This is a genomic window from Qipengyuania atrilutea (assembly GCF_013370205.1).
In the GTDB taxonomy this organism is placed as follows: Bacteria; Pseudomonadota; Alphaproteobacteria; order Sphingomonadales; family Sphingomonadaceae; genus Actirhodobacter; species Actirhodobacter atriluteus.
In genome coordinates, this window is record NZ_JABWGV010000003.1 from 400850 (window position 1) to 417500 (window position 16651).

The 16651-nt window shown below is 64.6% G+C and carries 19 protein-coding genes (1 of these 19 only partly in view); 9 read left to right on the forward strand and 10 right to left on the reverse strand.

Annotation, left to right across the window (positions count from 1 at the left end):
• The first annotated feature begins 96 nt into the window (after window positions 1-96).
• Window positions 97-1272, forward strand: a complete 1176-nt coding sequence (locus tag HUV48_RS09975; RefSeq protein ID WP_176267631.1) for an amino acid aminotransferase — start codon at window positions 97-99, stop codon at window positions 1270-1272.
• Between the two features lie 3 nt (window positions 1273-1275).
• Here the strand turns inward: HUV48_RS09975 and HUV48_RS09980 are convergent, their stop codons facing one another.
• From HUV48_RS09980 to HUV48_RS10005, 6 genes are all read right to left on the reverse strand, one after another.
• Entirely contained in the window at window positions 1276-1896 is a 621-nt protein-coding gene (locus HUV48_RS09980; protein WP_176267632.1) for a riboflavin synthase, read from the reverse strand.
• Between the two features lie 17 nt (window positions 1897-1913).
• The gene (gene ribD / locus HUV48_RS09985) at window positions 1914-2891 is read right to left on the reverse strand and encodes a bifunctional diaminohydroxyphosphoribosylaminopyrimidine deaminase/5-amino-6-(5-phosphoribosylamino)uracil reductase RibD (protein WP_176267841.1); all 978 of its coding nucleotides are present in this window, start codon (window positions 2889-2891) and stop codon (window positions 1914-1916) included.
• Window positions 2881-3354, reverse strand: coding sequence for a hypothetical protein (locus HUV48_RS09990; RefSeq protein ID WP_176267633.1), 474 nt, complete (start codon window positions 3352-3354; stop codon window positions 2881-2883). Before HUV48_RS09990 ends, ribD begins: the two co-directional genes overlap by 11 nt.
• Before the next feature lie 69 nt (window positions 3355-3423).
• Window positions 3424-4167 carry a M48 family metallopeptidase gene (locus HUV48_RS09995; protein WP_176267634.1) on the reverse strand — a complete coding sequence of 248 codons (744 nt, stop codon included), beginning with the start codon at window positions 4165-4167 and terminating at the stop codon, window positions 3424-3426.
• Entirely contained in the window at window positions 4164-4625 is a 462-nt protein-coding gene (locus HUV48_RS10000; RefSeq protein ID WP_176267635.1) for a YcgN family cysteine cluster protein, read from the reverse strand. The genes HUV48_RS09995 and HUV48_RS10000 overlap by 4 nt, the downstream gene beginning before the upstream one ends.
• On the reverse strand, window positions 4613-5236 hold the full coding sequence (locus HUV48_RS10005) for an SCO family protein (RefSeq protein WP_176267636.1): 624 nt from the start codon (window positions 5234-5236) through the stop codon (window positions 4613-4615). Before HUV48_RS10005 ends, HUV48_RS10000 begins: the two co-directional genes overlap by 13 nt.
• A 74-nt stretch (window positions 5237-5310) precedes the next feature.
• On the opposite strand from HUV48_RS10005, the gene HUV48_RS10010 reads away from it, so the two are divergent.
• From HUV48_RS10010 to ssb, 5 genes are all read left to right on the forward strand, one after another.
• A complete protein-coding gene (locus HUV48_RS10010) occupies window positions 5311-5931 on the forward strand; it encodes an ankyrin repeat domain-containing protein (protein ID WP_318656082.1) in 621 nt (206 codons plus the stop codon).
• Window positions 5931-6635, forward strand: coding sequence for a COQ9 family protein (locus HUV48_RS10015; RefSeq protein ID WP_176267638.1), 705 nt, complete (start codon window positions 5931-5933; stop codon window positions 6633-6635). The genes HUV48_RS10010 and HUV48_RS10015 overlap by 1 nt, the downstream gene beginning before the upstream one ends.
• Before the next feature lie 61 nt (window positions 6636-6696).
• Window positions 6697-6969, forward strand: coding sequence for a FeoA family protein (locus tag HUV48_RS10020; RefSeq protein ID WP_176267639.1), 273 nt, complete (start codon window positions 6697-6699; stop codon window positions 6967-6969).
• Window positions 6966-8825, forward strand: a complete 1860-nt coding sequence (gene feoB, locus HUV48_RS10025) for a ferrous iron transporter B (protein WP_176267640.1) — start codon at window positions 6966-6968, stop codon at window positions 8823-8825. Before HUV48_RS10020 ends, feoB begins: the two co-directional genes overlap by 4 nt.
• Before the next feature lie 104 nt (window positions 8826-8929).
• Window positions 8930-9448: a single-stranded DNA-binding protein gene (ssb, locus tag HUV48_RS10030; RefSeq protein WP_176267641.1), complete on the forward strand. Its 519-nt coding sequence runs from the start codon at window positions 8930-8932 to the stop codon at window positions 9446-9448.
• Window positions 9449-9523: 75 nt separating this feature from the next.
• Here ssb and HUV48_RS10035 read toward each other — a convergent pair whose 3' ends face one another.
• Window positions 9524-10066, reverse strand: coding sequence for a YceD family protein (locus HUV48_RS10035; protein ID WP_176267642.1), 543 nt, complete (start codon window positions 10064-10066; stop codon window positions 9524-9526).
• A complete protein-coding gene (locus HUV48_RS10040; RefSeq protein ID WP_176267643.1) occupies window positions 10063-10635 on the reverse strand; it encodes a ubiquinol-cytochrome C chaperone family protein in 573 nt (190 codons plus the stop codon). The genes HUV48_RS10035 and HUV48_RS10040 overlap by 4 nt, the downstream gene beginning before the upstream one ends.
• Window positions 10636-10881: 246 nt before the next feature.
• Here HUV48_RS10040 and HUV48_RS10045 point away from each other — a divergent pair, with 246 nt between their 5' ends.
• From HUV48_RS10045 to hslU, 3 genes are read left to right on the forward strand one after another with little or no spacing between them, the layout of a single operon-like run.
• The gene (locus HUV48_RS10045) at window positions 10882-11376 is read left to right on the forward strand and encodes an outer membrane protein assembly factor BamE (RefSeq protein ID WP_176267842.1); all 495 of its coding nucleotides are present in this window, start codon (window positions 10882-10884) and stop codon (window positions 11374-11376) included.
• Window positions 11377-11422: 46 nt separating this feature from the next.
• Window positions 11423-11983 (forward strand): ATP-dependent protease subunit HslV, encoded by a 561-nt coding sequence (hslV, locus tag HUV48_RS10050; protein ID WP_176267644.1) that lies wholly within the window; start codon window positions 11423-11425, stop codon window positions 11981-11983.
• Window positions 11984-12042: 59 nt separating this feature from the next.
• A complete protein-coding gene (gene hslU, locus HUV48_RS10055; RefSeq protein WP_176267843.1) occupies window positions 12043-13344 on the forward strand; it encodes an ATP-dependent protease ATPase subunit HslU in 1302 nt (433 codons plus the stop codon).
• Between the two features lie 538 nt (window positions 13345-13882).
• On the opposite strand, the gene HUV48_RS10060 is transcribed toward hslU, so the two are convergent.
• Window positions 13883-15400 (reverse strand): SulP family inorganic anion transporter, encoded by a 1518-nt coding sequence (locus HUV48_RS10060; RefSeq protein ID WP_176267645.1) that lies wholly within the window; start codon window positions 15398-15400, stop codon window positions 13883-13885.
• 95 nt (window positions 15401-15495) lie between these two features.
• A protein-coding gene (locus HUV48_RS10065; protein ID WP_176267646.1) for an ABCB family ABC transporter ATP-binding protein/permease crosses the window boundary here: on the reverse strand, window positions 15496-16651 show its 3' portion. 674 nt of this gene lie beyond the right edge of the window; 1156 of the gene's 1830 nt are visible here — the last part of the coding sequence; its start codon lies beyond the right edge, outside the window; it ends in the stop codon at window positions 15496-15498.

Here is a 16651-nt window from a genome sequence, read left to right on the forward strand (position 1 = left end):
ACGCGCGCTGCCATTCGCGCACGTCAAGATTTGCTTGCGCCGCGCTGTCTCGCTTAAGGCTTGCGAGCAGCCATAAGGCGCGGCATTGGGGGCGCCATGCTGGAACGCCTCAAGCCCCAATCGCCCGATGCGCTGCTCGCGCTCATCAAGATGTACGCTGCCGACGAGCGCAGCGGCAAGATCGACCTCGGCGTCGGTGTTTACCGGACGGGGCAGGGCGCAACGCCCGTGTTTTCCTCGATCAAGGCTGCGGAGAAGCGCTTGGTCGAGCAGCAGGACAGCAAGAGCTATCTCGGCCCCGAGGGCGATGTCGCATTCGCCCACGCGCTGATGCCGCATATCTTCGGCGAAGAACCGGAGTTCGTGGGCAAGGTCGAGGGCATGCAGACTCCCGGGGGGACGGGCGCTGTGCGCCTCGCGCTCGGGCTCGCGCAGAAAGCCGGGGTAACCAAGGTCCATCTCGGCAGTCCGAGCTGGCCGAACCATGCGCAGATCCTCGCCGACATGGGTCTCGAGGCGGTAATGTTCGACCATGCGCTGGACGACGGTACCGCGAATGCGCAGGCGGTTCTCGATCTCATCGGCAACGCCGGTGCGGACGAGGCCGTTCTGCTGCACGGCTGCTGTCATAACCCGACGGGTATCGACTATTCGCCAGAGGAGTGGGACGCGATCGCCGCGGCGCTCGCGGACAGCCCGATCCTCGTGGTGCTCGACCTTGCCTACCAGGGGCTCGGCGACGGTATGGCAGAGGATGCGTACGGGGTGCGCAAGGTCATGGCCACCGTGTCCGAAGCGCTGGTCGCCTACAGCTGCGACAAGAACTTCGGCCTGTACCGCGACCGTGTCGGCGCGCTGTACATGATGGCGCGCGATAGCGAGACGCTGGGGCTGACAATTTCCAACGCCAATTCGCTGGCGCGCGCGAACTGGTCGATGCCGCCAGATCACGGCGCGGCGGCGGTGCGCCTGATCCTCGAGGACGAGGCGCTGACGCGGGACTGGCTCGACGAGCTGACGACGATGCGCAAGCGGATGCGGCAGGTGCGCGACCGGCTGGCGGCGGCGGGTACTGCGGGCGCGGTCGATCTCGCGCCGCTCGGCACGCAGAACGGCATGTTCGCGATGCTGCCGGTATCGAAGGATCAAGTAGCGCGCCTGCGCGAGGATCACGGCATCTACATGGCGGCGAGCGGCCGTATTAACGTAGCCGGTCTGCACGACGGGAATATCGAGAAATTCGTGGCCGCCTTGGCCGACGTAACCGGCTAAGCCTCAGCCCGCGAGCGCCTGCATCCGTTTGAGGTAGCGGGCCATCATGTCGATTTCGAGATTGACGCGGCTGCCTTCGCCGAGGTCGCCGAGCGTCGTCACTTCGGACGTGTGCGGAATAATGTTGAGCGTGAAGGTCACGCTGCCATCGGCATGGTCCTCGACCGCGTTGACCGTCAGCGATACGCCGTCGACCGTAATCGAGCCCTTCGCCGCAATGAAGGGCGCGAGCTCACGCGGGGCTTTGATGTTCAGCCGGTGCGAACCGCCGAGATCGCTGTAGTCCGCCACTTCGCCGACCGCATCGACGTGGCCGGTTACGATATGACCGCCGAGTTCGTCGCCCATTTTGAGCGCCTGTTCGAGGTTCAGGCGTGCGCCTTCCCGCCAGCGGCTTTCGGCGGTGCAGCGGACGGTTTCTTGCGACACGTCGACTTCGAACCACGCATCACCCGCGGTGCCGCCACGCTCTACCACCGTGAGGCAAACGCCCGAGCAAGCGATCGATGCGCCAATGTCGATCTTAGTAGGGTCCCACGGACAGCCGATCCGGATGCGCAGATCGCTTGCGCGTTCAGCGATGGACTGGACGGGTCCGATTGCAGTGACGATACCGGTGAACATGGATTTTTCGAGCGCTCCTAACGCAGCCGGTCATAGGCAGTGAACAGGTCGCTGCCAAGCGTGCGGGTCTGGGCTAGGGTCCAGCGTCCATGCGCGGCGGCGAGGCCGGTAAGCCCGATATCGCCCAGCGCGGCGAGGCCATTGCCGATGAGAATCGGCGCGCGGTAGATTTCGAGCCGGTCGACAAAATCTTGGCGCAGGAAGCTGGCAGCGGTTTCCGCACCGCCCTCGACGTAAAGATACAGCACCTCTTCGAGCGAAGCGATAGCAGCGGGCGTGTTTATGATCCTCACACCGTCCGGCCCGCTGCTTCGGGAGAGAAGCACGCGCTGCGGGCTGCGATCCTCGAGACCGGGCAGACGAACGTCGAGCCGCGGGCGGTCGGCGCGCCACGTTCCGCCGCCGACGACGATCGCATCGTGCCGGGCGCGGCGCGCATGGACGTGCGTGCGCGCTGCTGCTCCGGTAATCCATTGGCTGCTACCGTCGGGCAGGGCGATCCTGCCGTCTAGCGAGGTTGCGAGTTTCAGCGTCACGAACGGGCGACCTTCGCGCTTCCGCATCAGGTAGCCGGCGAGGCTTCGCCCGGAGGCCGCATGGTCGTGCATTCGCACTTCGATCGCGGCTTCTCGCAGCAACGCGGCGCCTTCACCATCGGTGCGCGGATCGGGATCGCGCTGCCCGATGACGACCGCGGCAAGCCCGGCCTCGACCAGACTGTTCGCGCAGGCGGCACCGCGTTCGGACCGGTGTGCGCAAGGCTCCAGGGTAACGTAAGCCGTTGCACCCTTCGCCTCCGCACCGGCTTCCGCGAGCGCGACCGCTTCGGCGTGGGGACGGCCGCCTGGCTGAGTCCATCCGCGCCCGACGACCTTCCTGTCCTTGACAAGGATGCAGCCGACGCCCGGATTGGGGTGACAGCGCGGTACTGCGCGCCCGGCAAGTCGTGCCGCCGCGTCGAGCCAGCGGGTGTCGGCGGTGTTTCTACTCGGCAGTGCCGTCACGCTCGTTGTTCACGCGGCTGGCGGCGATGGCAGCTTCGGCGGCATTGCGCCGCGCCCGCGCGGCGGCTGCTTCTGCTGCTTGCTCTGCGGCGATCTCGCGCTCCATCTTGTCGACGTCGATCCCAGTCGCCCTGCCGAGCGCACGGTACATGTCCTTCTGCCGCTCCGCCCGGCGTTCGGCGGCGGCCGTCAATTCGTCCTGCATTTCCTGATTGGCGGTGTTGGAGGCAGCGATCTCGGCATCGGTGCGGCCTTCCGCGAACGAGGTGATGTAGGTCACCTCGGGCGGTACCGGCGGTCCGATCACGTCCTCCTGAGCGACCATCCACAGCAGGCTGAAGGTCATACAGCCCGACACCGCGAGGATCGGCCAGCGGTAGGGGTTGGGCCGGCGGAACTCGTTCCAGAAATCGGCGAACCCGGCTTTCGGGTTGTAGCGGGTAATCATGCGCATGATGTAGCGGGATATAGGGGATTGCAGCTTACGCCAAGCTGACTCTCGCCCGCGCGCTTTCCCAGCGGACTAATCGAAGTCGTGATAAAGGCTGCGGCCTTCGCGTTTTAGCCATGCGTCGGCGGCAGGAAGGTCGTCCTCGTAGATCGAGCCGAGGAGTGCATGGAACGCGGGCGAATGGTCGAAATGGACGAGGTGGGCGACCTCGTGCGCGACCACGGACCGGCGAACGGGATCGCTTGCCTGCACCAGCCGCCAGTTGAGGCGAACGGTCCCGCTAGAAGAGCAACTGCCCCAACGCCGCCGCGCCCGCGACAGGGCGAGGGCAGGGACGGGCACACCGGCGGCTGCGCAGTAGAAGGCGAGGTCCGCATCCATGAGGCGCGTTGCTTCACTTCTCAACCACGTCTCAAGGCGCTTCGGTACGCTTGCTTCCGGACCGCCGATGACGAGGCGGGAGCCACGCATGTCACCTTCCATCCCCTCGAGCCGGGGCGCGCGGGGTGCTTTGGGATCGCAGACCAGCTGCACCCGCTTCCCGCAATAAAGGAATGTCCCGTCCGCCAGCTTCTCTCGCGGGGGCGGACGTTTGGCGAGCTGCGCTTCGAGCCAGGCGGTTCGGCTGGCCGCGAAGGCGATCGCCTCACGCTTCGTGCCGTAGCGGGGAAGGGTAACCTGCACCGCGTCGCCCTTTTCGGACAAGCGCAGGATCATGCGCTTGGCCCGCGCTTTGCGCGTCAGGACGATCGGCAATGTCCGGTCACCGAGCGCGATGACCGGCTCTGCGCCCTCACCGCGCAGCCACTCGATCACGCGGCGTCCTTGCCCGCGGCGCTGCTCCAGTCGGTGATGTGATGTTCGAGCGGCCCAGCGCGGTCCTCGCTCACCACGCGTCCCGCAGCGGAGACACCGGCCTTAACCGCGGCCTGCGGATCGCCGGTCAGCAGCGGATGCCAGCGGGGAATCGGCCTGTTTTCGTGTCGGCGGCGGTAGGCGCAATGCTCGGGCAGCCAGCTCGCCTTGCCGATATTGGCGAGCGATAGGCGTAGGCAATCGGGCACGAAAGCGCGCCGGTGCCGGTAGTTCGTGCAGCGGGCGGTTCCGCAATCGAGCAGTTTGCAGGCGACGTTCGTATCCTCGATCTCGCCCGTGTCCGCATCCTCGATCTTATGGAGGCAGCAGCGGCCGCACCCGTCGCACAGCCCCTCCCACTCGGCACGGGTCAGTTCGGCGAGCGGTAGCTCCCAGAACTTCTCCCTCACTTCACCCACCGCGCGAGTTCGGCCGCAACCGCTTCCGGTCCCTGGTCAGTCGGCAGCGTCGCAAGCGGCTCGCCGTCCGGTCCGAAGAGATACGTGACGGCCGAATGGTTCATCAGATAGCCGCCGTTCTGCCCTTCCTCGCCGCGCGAATAGGCAACGGCAAAGGTCTGCGCGACATCGGCGATCTGCTCCGCCGAACCGGTAAGCCCGATGAGGCGTGGGTGGAAGTTCTCGGTGAATTCGCCGACCACCTCGGCGGTATCGCGTTCGGGATCGATCGTGACGAACAGCGGCTGGACCTGCGCGCCGAGCGCCGGGTTGGCGTCTTCGAACTGCTTGAGACCTGCCATCGCGCGCTGCACGTCGGTCGGGCAGATGTCGGGGCAATAGGCGTAGCCGAAATAGACGATCCGGTACTGGCCGTCGAAGTCGTTCCAGCTGACGTCGGTGCCGTCTTCGCCGGTAAGTGTGAACGGTCCGCCGATGGTCGCGCCCGCGAGCGGCGGCTCTTCGGAAACCGAGGGGGCGGGGGCATCGCAGGCGGCGAGCGCCACCGGCGCGAGAAGCGCGAGAAGCGCGCGTAGACGTGCTGAGCGGGAAAACATGACAAGCAGGTTCATGGTCTGCTAATTGCATGGTTGCAAGGCCGAATCCGGAGCGCGCTATCCGGTTCGCGACAAGACAAGAAACACAGGTGACCGACGTGAAATTCCGCCGCAACGCTCTTCTCCTACTGCTTGCCGCTACGCTGGCGACACCTCTTGCCGCGCAGCGTACGTCCGAGGGGCACCAGTTCCTCGAAGCGGTGCGCGAGCGGGACGGCACCAAGGTTACCGCGGCGCTGAACGAACCGGGCTCCACGGTTGTCAACGCACGCGATATCACGAGCGGCGAAAGCGCGCTTCACGTCGTCACGAAGCGGCGCGATGCCGTATGGATCAAGTTCCTGACCGGACGCGGTGCCAATCCTGACATCGCCGACAACCGCGGCGTCACGCCGCTGCAGATCGCAGCCAGCCTAGGCTTCGTCGAAGGGGTGGAGGCGCTCGCAGAGGCGGGAGCGTCGCTCGATGCGACTAATGTCGCAGGCGAAACCGCGCTCATCACGGCGGTCCACCGGCAGGACGTGCCGATGGTCCGCATCCTGCTGGACAATGGCGCGAACCCCGACTTCGCTGACAATTCGGGCCGGACCGCGCGCGATTACGCGCAGCTTCAGGGACAGCGCACGCAGGTGTTGCAGGCGTTTGCCGATGCCGATGCCAAACGCGAGGGCGAAGGCGGCAAGCAGAAGAGCTACGGTCCCTCGCTCTGATGGCTAGCGCGCCCGCTCCGATCACACAGCCGCTGCCGAACATCGATCCGGCGGACGCGACGCTCGACGAGCTGCGCGTGATCCTCGGCCCGGCAATCGCCGATGCCGCAGTGTTCGACGGCTGGTCCGCCGAAGCGCTGACCATGGCGGCGGAGATGGAAGGGGTCGATGTCGACGTGGCGCGGCTCGCCTTCAAGGGCGGCGCGATGGACCTCGTGTCCGCTTGGATCGACAGCGTCGATGTCGCGATGTGCCGAGAATGGCCGCAGGAGAAACTGGCCGAGCTCAAGATCCGCGAGCGTATCCGGACCCTCGTGCAGTTCCGGCTCGATCAGGCGCTGGGCCGCGAAGAGGCGCTGCGCCGCGCGCTCGCGATCATGGCCCTGCCGCAGAACGCGCCGCGAGCATTGCGCACAGGGTGGAACAGCGCGGACGTCATGTGGCGGCTCGCGGGCGATACCGCGACCGACTACAATCACTATACCAAGCGCGCGATACTCGCGAGCATCTACGCGGCCACGCTGGCCATCTTCGTCGACGACGAAAGCATCGACAAGGCGGAAACCCGGGCATTCCTGGATCGCCGGATCGACGGCGTCATGCGGTTCGAGAAAGCCAAGGCGAAGATACTGGGTCGATCGGACAAGCGCGAGCGGTTCAGCGTGACGCGCTTCCTCGGACGCCTCCGCTATCCGGAACGCTGAGCCGCGACGTTCTATTGATAATCAGTTGCAATTAGAAGCCCATTCCCTTAGCGCGCGCGCTATGGATAAAGGCCGAACTCTCGACGAACTGGCTCCCGACGTGACGGCGCGAATCACCGCGATCGACTGGACGGGCCTGCCGGAATCGGATGCGAAGCGCCTGCGGGCGCTCGGAGTCGACGACGGGGCGGAGGTTCTCGTGCTTCACCGCGGCGTGTTCGGCGGGCGCGATCCGCTCGCGATCAGGCTTGGCTCGATGACCATTGCCGTGCGCCGCGGGCACGCCACTGCGATCTCGGTAGAGCCGGTTCAGGCGGAAACGGCGGCGGCATGAGCCGGATCAAGCGGGCTGCGCTGGTCGGCAATCCCAATGCCGGCAAGAGCGCGCTGTTCAACAAGCTGACGGGTGCGCGGCAGAAGATCGCGAACTATCCGGGCGTAACGGTAGAGCGCAAGGCCGGGCGCATGATCTTGCCGAGCGGCGAGCCGGTCGAACTGGTCGACCTGCCGGGCGCCTACAGCTTCGATACGGCCAGCCCCGACGAAGAGGTCACGCGGCAGATCGTTCACGGCGAGTTCGAGGGCGAACCCGTGCCCGACGTGCTCATCCTCGTACTCGATGCCGCCAATCTTGAGCAGCACCTTGTCTTCGCGCAGGAAGTCATTGCGCTCGGCCGCCCGACCGTGGTCGCCCTCAACATGGTCGATCTGGCGGAGCGCGACGGGCTGACGCTCGATCCCGCGGCCTTGTCCGAAGCGCTCGGCGTGCCCGTCATTCCGACGGTCGCGGTCAGGAGCAGGGGTCTTGCCGAACTTGGCGAAGCGATGAGCAGCGCGTCGCAAGCCGACCCTGCCGACCGTTCGCGGCACCTCGACCATATTTCGCTTCCCGAGCGCCGCCTCGCAGCGAAACACATGGCGCGCGCCGCCATCCTTTCGCGCAGCAAGCGTGCGAAGGTAGAGCGCGGCCTCGACGCGGTGATGCTGAATCCCTGGGCCGGGCCGATCATCCTCTTCGCCTTCCTGTTCGTGGTCTTCCAGGCGGTGTTCGCTTGGGCGACGCCGTTCGCGGATGCGCTTGAGGCGGGCGTAGGCGCTTTGTCGGCGGCCGTAACGAGTAACATTCCCGACGGCTTCTTCCGCGATTTCCTTACCGAAGGGCTGTTCGCAGGCGTCGGCGCAGTGGTCGTGTTCCTGCCGCAGATCGTCATCCTGTTCGCGTTCATTCTCGCGATGGAAGCGAGCGGCTACATGGCGCGCGCGGCTTTCATCATGGACCGGATGATGGCCGGCGTCGGGCTTTCCGGTCGCAGCTTCATTCCGCTGCTTTCGAGCTTCGCCTGCGCCATTCCCGGCATCATGGCGACGCGCGCGATTGCCGATCCCAAGGACCGGCTGACGACGATCCTGATTGCGCCGCTGATGACCTGCTCCGCCCGCTTGCCGGTGTACGCAGTCGTCATTGCAGCCGTCATTCCGGCGCGCACGATCGGCGCAGGCATCGGGCTTCAGGGGCTGGTGCTGTTCGGGCTTTACATCGCGGGCATCGTCGGCGCGATGGTCGCTGCGCTCGTTCTGCGGAGGAGCTTCACCAAGGGCGAGGCAAGCGGCTTCATCATGGAAATGCCGCGCTACCAGCTGCCGCGGCTGCGCGATATGGCGATCGGCCTGTGGCAGCGCGCGTGGGTCTTCCTCCGCCGTGCGGGGACGATCATCTTCGCCGCCACCATCGCGCTGTGGGTGCTTCTCTCGTTCCCGAAAGCCGATCCGGGCGAGAGCCAAGTCGATGCGTCGATCGCCGGACAGATCGGCAGCGGCGTCGCGGTGCTGGTTGAACCCATCGGCTTCAACCGCGACATCGCGCTTTCGCTGATCCCGGCGATGGCTGCGCGCGAGGTTGCCGTCAGCTCGCTCGGCACGATCTATGCCGTCGAATCGAGCGACGAGGACGTCGTGGCGGAGCGCGTTACCGAGCGGATCGGGGCGACCTGGACGCTGCCGACCGCGCTCGCCTTCCTCGCATGGTTCGTGTTCGCGCCGCAGTGCCTCTCGACCATCGCGGTCGCCAAGCGAGAGACGAACGGGTGGAAGTGGCCGGTCTTCATGCTGGTCTACCTGTTTGCCGCAGCCTACGTTTTCGCAGGCCTCACCTACTGGATCGCGGTCGCCGCCGGTCTAGGGTGTCGGTAGCGGCCACCCGGCACGCAATTCACATATTTTGACTGCGGGCGGTGGAATCGAATCGGCAGCGCCGTTAGGCAGGCGGGCAAGCATTCAAAGCTAAGGAATTTCAAATGGCGGGTAGCCTCAACAAAGTCATGCTGATCGGCAATCTGGGCGCCGATCCCGAAGTGCGCAGCTTCCAGAACGGCGGCAAGGTGTGCAACCTGCGCATCGCGACCTCCGAAAGCTGGAAGGATCGTAATACCGGCGAGCGGCAGGAAAAGACCGAATGGCATTCGGTCGCGATCTTCTCCGAAGGTCTCATCAACGTATGCGAGAACTACCTTCGCAAGGGCAGCAAGGTCTTCGTCGAAGGCCAGCTCCAAACCCGCAAGTGGCAGGACCAGTCCGGCAACGACCGCTATTCCACCGAGATCGTGCTGCGCGGCTTCGGCGGTACGCTGACGATGCTCGACGGACGCGGCGAAGGCGGCGGCGGTTCGGGCGGCGGCTATGGCGGGGGCAATCGCGGCTCGTCGGGCGGTAGCGGCGGCTGGCAGAGCGGCGGCGGCTCAGGCGGCGGAGCCTCTGGCGGCAACATGGGCGGCGGCTCGAACTACGACGACCTCGACGACGACATTCCGTTCTGAGGAAGCGTTTCGTGAGCGGGGGTCTAGGCGGGCAGAGAAGGGGTCTAAGCGCACCTAGCGCCCCCGGAAGCGCTCTTAACCGCCTGTTTTGAGCGCCGCGAGGGCAGCAAACGGTCCAGTGGCAACTTCATCGACGATCCCGGCCTCTTTGCGCGCGGCCTCCGCATCAGGACCGGTAGCGAAGGGGTCGATCGCGAGGCCCAGAGTTTGCGCAACCGCTTCGCCCAGGTCGAAGGCTTCGCCTTCATATTCGATCTCGTCGCAGTCCTGCGCATCGAGTTCGATTTCCTCTTCTGGATCGTACTCGCGTTCCTGTTGCGGCACGAAGCGGAAATCGAATTCCTCGGTAATCTGGACCGGAAAATCCTCGTTCGAAATCGCGCAGCGCTGCACGATCTTGGCTTCGAGTTCGCCGGTCGCGCGGACGGACTGCCCTTTAGGATGAAGGCGGGCTTCGGCGCGCAAGCTTTCGACCACGCTCAGGCCGAACCGCTTGGAAAGGGCCGCGCGCTCCGTTTCGCTGGCATCGATCCTGACGGGTTCGGCGGGGATCGCCCGAATACGGACCAGCCGCTCGAGCTCGCTTTTCTCCGGCAATGACGGCGCGGCACTGCTCATAGCGCGAAGCGTCCGGCAAGAACGTCCTCGTCGCTGGTTGCCATCATCGTGCTGACGAGTTCCATCATCCTTACGGTGAGCGTGTCGGCCTTCGTCTCGTCCGCCATCGTCGTGTTCCGCTCGACCGTCGCTGCCGCCGCGTCGGGATCGTCCGATCCGACCTCGACATCGTTCAGGGCACTCTCGGCGCGCTTGTGGACCGCCTTGCGGAAAGCGCCGACCCGGCCGCCGAGCGTGCTCATGAGCTTGCCGACATGCTTGCCGACGACGACGTCACCAACGCCGAATTCGCGGAGCTGCCCGTCCATGTCCTCGACGAACAATTCGATCAGATAGGCCGTCTTCCGCCGCAGTTCGGTGGAGTCTTCCATCCTGAGCACCACGAGCGCGGTGACGTTGGCGATCATGTCGAAGCGGCCGCTCACGCTATCGGCGACGCCGCAATCGCGGTACCATGCCTCGTCGCGGGACAGGCCGATGACGTGATGCCACAGCGGGCGCAGTTCCTCTCGCGGATCGGCCTGCGTTCCGAACAGGCGAGAGAGCGACTGGCTGATACGCGAGGCCATCGGCTAGCTCCGTGCGCGAGATGAAACGGTATGCGGCATGCCTATTCATTGGTGATTAAAGCCGGTTTGCGCAACAAAGCGCGGCAAGAAAATCGCGGAGGTGGCATTGCCAGCGCGGGCCCACGCCCGTATCAGGCCGCCACGTTTCAGCCGGGGCTGCTGCCCAGCAGGTCCGGCCCCTTATGATAAGTCTGCCCGCGCGGGAACGTGACCTCGCGCGTCGCAGACACGGAGTTCGAACGGCCGATGTTCCTTTCCTTCCTTCCTACCGGTTCCCGCAAGATTTATGCTGCGGCGGCACTGGCGGTCTGCGCTGCCGGCCTGTCATCCTGCGCTTCGATCAAGGAATCGCGTGGGTTCGTGAACGACCCGCTGCTGGTCAATTCGATCGCGCCGGGCATCGACAACCAGCGCTCGGTGCAGGCGACGCTCGGCCGGCCGAGCTTTACCAGCCAGTTCGGCGAGCCGACCTGGTATTACGTCTCCAGCCTGACCGCGCGCGGGCCTTTCCGCCAGCCGCGCATCCAGCAGCACTTCGTGCTTGCCGTTAAGTTCGACGACGCGGGTAACGTCATTTCCGCGGAAAACTCCGGGATCGACAAGGTCGTCTACTTGAGCCCCGACGGTGACCAGACACCGACGCTCGGCCGCGAGCGGTCCTTCCTCGAAGACCTGTTCGGCAACATCGGGACGGTCGGCGCACCGGGTACAGGTGCACCCGGCGGACCCGGCGGTCCGTAAGCGCCGCTACGCTTGATCGCAGGGCGGCGCTTCCCATATCGCCGCCATGACCGACAGCCATGCCAGCCACGGGCTTACTCAGTGGCACAGCACGACCATCATCGGCGTCAAGCGAGGCGGGAAGACCGTCATCGCAGGCGACGGCCAGGTTTCGATGGGCAACACCGTCATGAAGCCGAATGCGCGCAAGGTTCGCCGGATCGGCGAAGGCGACAAGGTCGTCGCCGGTTTCGCCGGTGCGACCGCCGATGCCTTCACCCTGTTCGAGCGGCTCGAAAAGAAGCTCGAGCAGTACCGCGGGCAGTTGATGCGTGCGGCGGTCGAGATGGCGAAGGACTGGCGCACCGACAAATACCTCCGCAACCTCGAAGCGCTGATGATCGTCGCGGACAAGGATACGCTGCTGGTTCTGACCGGTAACGGCGACGTGCTCGAACCCGAAGGCGGGATCGCCGCGATCGGCTCGGGCGGAAATTACGCGTTGTCGGCCGCCCGCGCGCTCGTCGATTACGAGGAGGATGCGGAAAAGATCGCGCGCCGCGCCATGCAGGTGGCGGCCGATGTCTGCGTCTTCACCAACGGCAACGTGACCGTCGAAACGGTTTAGTCGCTCCGTCACCCTGCGCACGCGGGGACCCAGAAGTATTACCCCGGACAAGTACGAAAATTATGGAAAACCTGACCCCCAAAGCCATCGTCGCTGCACTCGACGAGCACATCATCGGCCAGAAGGAAGCGAAGCGCGCGGTCGCCGTGGCGCTGCGCAACCGCTGGCGCCGCCAGCGGCTGTCCGACGATCTGCGCGACGAGGTGACGCCCAAGAACATCCTGATGATCGGCCCGACCGGCTGCGGCAAGACTGAGATCAGCCGCCGCCTTGCGAAGCTGGCGGAAGCGCCGTTCGTGAAGGTCGAAGCCACCAAGTTTACGGAAGTCGGCTACGTCGGGCGCGACGTCGAACAGATCGCCCGCGACCTTGTGGAAGAGGCGATCCGGCTCGAAAAGGACCGGCGGCGCGACGCGGTGCGCGAGGCTGCCTCAAAGGCCGCGATGGACCGGCTGCTGACCGCGCTCGTCGGCGACAATGCATCCGAAGCCACCCGCGAATCTTTCCGTGAGCGGATTACGCAGAACGCGATGAACGACGTCGAGGTCGAGATCGAGGTGACCGACGCGCCCTCCATGCCGATTGACATTCCGGGCATGGACGGCGGCATGGGCATGATCGACTTGAGCGACATGATGGGCAAGGCCTTCGGCAAGACGAAGAAGAAGCGCCAGAAGCTCAAGGTCGCCGATGCGTGGGACAAACTGGTCGAGGAAGAGGCCGAAAAGCGCATGGACCAGGACGATGTCGCCCGCGTGGCGCTCGCCAATGCGGAGACCAACGGGATCGTCTTTCTGGACGAGGTCGACAAGATCGCGGTCAGCGACGTGCGCGGCGGCTCCGTCAGCCGCGAGGGCGTGCAGCGCGACCTCCTGCCGCTGATCGAAGGCACGACCGTCGCGACGAAGTACGGGCCGATGAAGACCGACCACGTGCTCTTTATCGCATCGGGCGCATTCCACGTCGCGAAGCCGTCTGACATGCTGCCCGAACTGCAGGGCCGCCTGCCGATCCGGGTGGAGCTGCGCGCGCTGACCGAAGAGGATTTCGTCCGCATCCTGAGCGAAACGCGCGCCAACCTCGTTTCGCAATATGAAGCGCTGCTGGGCACCGAGCAGGTGACGCTCGACATCACCCGCGACGCCATCGACGAAGTGGCGAAGATCGCGGCGCAGGTGAACGAAAGCGTCGAGAACATCGGCGCGCGGCGGCTTCAAACGGTGATGGAGCGGCTGGTTGAGGACATCAGCTTTGAAGCCGAGGAGCATCAAGGCGAAACCGTCACGATCGATGCGGCGTATGTACGCGAAAGGCTGGATGACCTCGCGGGTGATGCCGATCTGAGCAAGTATATATTGTAAGCAAAAATCGGACGTTGGGTTATCTCTGATTGCGACCCGTTGCGGACGTTGTGTCTTGGTCACGAAAGAGGCATGAAATCTTATGCCGACCAGTTACTTTCGTGCCATTGCCTTGTCTGCCGTGCTGATTGTTTTCGGCGTATAATATGCGAACAGCCTTAGTAAGGTACGTTGCTGCACTGTCGCTTATTGGCTTCGCAGGTTTAGGCATTGGCGAGACCATCCAGCTGATGATTTCTCGGCAAACTGACGTCTGCCTAGCAATAGGATTGACGATCGCCGCGACGTCAGCCTTCTACTTATCGCAGAACCTGAATTTGCAAATCCCGTACTTACGATATGCAGCGATAGGGTGCTTATGCTTCGCGGTTTCCATTCCCTTCGAAGCAACAATAGTTAGATTTATTTTCGGGTTCGCAGCAGTCTCATTCTTTCTGGTTGGATCAATCAAGGCCTTCGCTACCTCGCTCAGCGCGATCGTCGATCCAACTGATTTACGAAGCGGCTCTGCGTCGGTCAGAAGTCTCGACGTCGACAGTTACGGATGGGGCGCTAGCCCGATCTCGACCCCCGTCTTGTCGGTCAGCGCAAATTTGTCGACGAGGTCGGTGCTCGCTTCGTTGAGGCCCAATACCTGAACGCTGCGGCCGTTGCGGCGCATGCGCTCGACGACTTTGTCGAGTGCGCCGATAGCGGAGATGTCCCAGAAGTGCGCCTTGCTCACGTCGATCACCACGTGGTCCGCGGGGTCGGGGGCAGCGCTTTCGGGGCCGAGCTTCTGGATGAAGCGGTCGACGCTCGCGAAGAAGATCTGCCCGGTGACGACATAGACCGCTTCGTCCGCATCGCGGCGGCGGGTGACGTCGAACATGCGGCGCACCTTGCCGGCGAAGAAGATGCCGGAGAGCAGCACGCCGATCAGCACCCCGAGCGCCAGGTTGTGTGTTGCGACTACGGAAACGACCGTCGCCAGCATCACGACGCTCGATGGCCACGGATGTTTTTGCAGGTTCGGGATGGAATTCCAGCTGAATGTCCCGATGCTCACCATGATCATCACTGCGACCAGCGCCGGCATCGGCACCTGCCCAACGATCGGGCCGAGCACGGCGAGAAGCAGAAGCAAGGTCACGCCCGCGGTCAGACTAGACAGGCGCGTGCGCCCGCCGCTCGTCACGTTGATGACCGACTGGCCGATCATTGCGCAGCCGCCCATGCCGCCGACCAGCGCGGCGGCGATGTTCGCGATGCCTTGCCCGGCACACTCGCGCGGCTTGTTGCTGTCGGTATGCGTCATGTCGTCGACAATCTGCGCGGTCAGCAGCGATTCGAGCAGGCCCACCGCGGCCATCGTCAGCGAGTAGGGCAGGATGATCGCCAGCGTTTCCCACGTCAGCGGAACGTCGGGCCAGACGAAATAGGGCAGGCCTTCGGGGATCTCTCCCATGTCTCCGACGGTGAACACGTCGAGATCGAGGCCGATGGAAAGCGCACTCAGCACCACGATCGCGACCAGCGGGGAGGGGACGGCGGTGGTGATGCGCGGCAGCAGGTAGATGATCGCGAGCCCGCCCGCGACCATCGCGTAGGTGACGATGCCCACGTCGATCAGGAACGGCACCTGAGCCATGAAGATGAGGATCGCGAGCGCATTGACGAAGCCGGTGATGACGCTGCGGCTGACGAATTGCATCATCAGGTCGAGCCGCAACAGCGCCGCGATGCCCTGAAATATGCCCATGAGGATGGTCGCGGCGAACAGATATTCGACACCGTACTGCTGGACCAGCGGCACGACGACGACTGCGACTGCGGCAGTCGCGGCAGAGATCATGCCGGGCCGCCCGCCGGTGAAGGCAATCACGATGGCGATCGCGATACTCGCGTATAGCCCGACCCGCGGGTCCACCCCTGCGATTACCGAGAAGCCGATCGCTTCGGGGATTAGCGCCAGCGCGACGACGATGCCTGCCAGCACGTCTGCGCGGATGTTGGAGAACCAGTCGCGTTTGATGGAAACGCCGAGGTTGGCCGCAGGGGCTGCGGGTTGAGGCATGGTAGTTGTCCGAACTGATTGCGGGCCGCCCGTCGCTGCCCCTGGATTTACTCGCCGCTATCTACAGATTGTGCAGTGCAGCGCAACCTGCGCGCCTATTCCGCCGCCTCTTCCGCTTCATCGCCGTCGCCGCCTTCCGACTGCTGGCGCGCCCACATATCGGCGTAGAGCCGGCGCCGTCGCAGAAGCTCGAGATGCGTTCCGCTTTCCGCAAGCCGTCCATGTTCGAGTACGAGGATGCGGTCGGCATCGGCGATAGTCGACAGGCGGTGCGCGATCGCAAGGGTCGTACGGTGTTCGCTCACCCGGTGAAGAGTGCGCAAAATGTCCTGCTCGGTCCGCGAATCGAGGGCGCTGGTCGCTTCGTCGAGCAGCAGGATCGGCGGATCCTTGACCAGCGTGCGCGCGATGGCGACCCGCTGCTTCTCTCCGCCGGAAAGCTTCAGGCCACGCTCGCCGACCTCGGTATCGAAGCCGTCGGGTAGCCGCTTGATGAAGGGAAGGATCGCCGCGGCCTTCGCTGCCGCCAGAATGTCGTCGTGCTCCGCGCCTTCGCGTCCGTATGCGATATTGTAGCCGATCGTATCGTTGAACAGGACGCTGTCCTGCGGGACGATGCCGATATGCTGGCGCAGCGAGAGCTGGGTGACGTCCGCGATGTCCTGTCCGTCGATCAGGATGCGGCCCGACTGCGGATCGTAGAAACGGAACAGGAGCCGCGCGATGGTGCTCTTGCCCGCGCCCGATGGACCGACGATCGCGATATGGCTGCCCGCAGGAACCTCGAAGCTGAGGCCGTGGAGGATCGTGCGCTCCGGCTCGTAGCCGAACTCGACGTTGTCGAACACGACCGAGGGCTGCCTGACGACAAGCGCGGGCGCACCCGGCTTGTCCGCCACCTCGACCCGCTGGTCGATCAGGTCGAACATCGCGGCCATGTCGATGATGCCCTGCCGGATGGTGCGATAGACCCAGCCCAGCATGTCGAGCGGCCGGAAAAGCTGCGTAAGATAGGTGTTCACGAAGACGAGGTCGCCGGTAGTCAGCCGCCCCTGGCTCCAGCCCCAGACGGTATAGCCCATTGCGGCCGCCATCAGCAGGTTCATGATAAGCGCCTGCACCATGTTAAGGAGGCCGAGCGAGTTCTCGCTCTTTATCGCCGCTTCGGCATAGGCATCGGCGGCGCGCGAATAGCGGGAGCGCTCGCGCTTCTCCGCGCCGAAGTATTTGACCGTCTCGTAATTGAGCAGA

Bases quoted from the DNA above. Each gene is read 5' to 3' on its own strand.
- HUV48_RS09980 (WP_176267632.1), bottom strand. From the start codon at position 1,896: ATGTTCACCGGTATCGTCACTGCAATCGGACCCGTCCAGTCCATCGCT.
- HUV48_RS09975 (WP_176267631.1), top strand. From the start codon at position 97: ATGCTGGAACGCCTCAAGCCCCAATCGCCCGATGCGCTGCTCGCGCTC.
- HUV48_RS09990 (WP_176267633.1), bottom strand. From the start codon at position 3,354: ATGCGCATGATTACCCGCTACAACCCGAAAGCCGGGTTCGCCGATTTC.
- hslV (WP_176267644.1), top strand. From the start codon at position 11,423: ATGACCGACAGCCATGCCAGCCACGGGCTTACTCAGTGGCACAGCACG.
- HUV48_RS10045 (WP_176267842.1), top strand. From the start codon at position 10,882: ATGTTCCTTTCCTTCCTTCCTACCGGTTCCCGCAAGATTTATGCTGCG.
- HUV48_RS10020 (WP_176267639.1), top strand. From the start codon at position 6,697: ATGGATAAAGGCCGAACTCTCGACGAACTGGCTCCCGACGTGACGGCG.
- HUV48_RS10035 (WP_176267642.1), bottom strand. From the start codon at position 10,066: ATGAGCAGTGCCGCGCCGTCATTGCCGGAGAAAAGCGAGCTCGAGCGG.
- HUV48_RS10015 (WP_176267638.1), top strand. From the start codon at position 5,931: ATGGCTAGCGCGCCCGCTCCGATCACACAGCCGCTGCCGAACATCGAT.
- HUV48_RS10005 (WP_176267636.1), bottom strand. From the start codon at position 5,236: ATGAACCTGCTTGTCATGTTTTCCCGCTCAGCACGTCTACGCGCGCTT.
- feoB (WP_176267640.1), top strand. From the start codon at position 6,966: ATGAGCCGGATCAAGCGGGCTGCGCTGGTCGGCAATCCCAATGCCGGC.
- HUV48_RS10040 (WP_176267643.1), bottom strand. From the start codon at position 10,635: ATGGCCTCGCGTATCAGCCAGTCGCTCTCTCGCCTGTTCGGAACGCAG.
- HUV48_RS10060 (WP_176267645.1), bottom strand. From the start codon at position 15,400: ATGCCTCAACCCGCAGCCCCTGCGGCCAACCTCGGCGTTTCCATCAAA.
- ssb (WP_176267641.1), top strand. From the start codon at position 8,930: ATGGCGGGTAGCCTCAACAAAGTCATGCTGATCGGCAATCTGGGCGCC.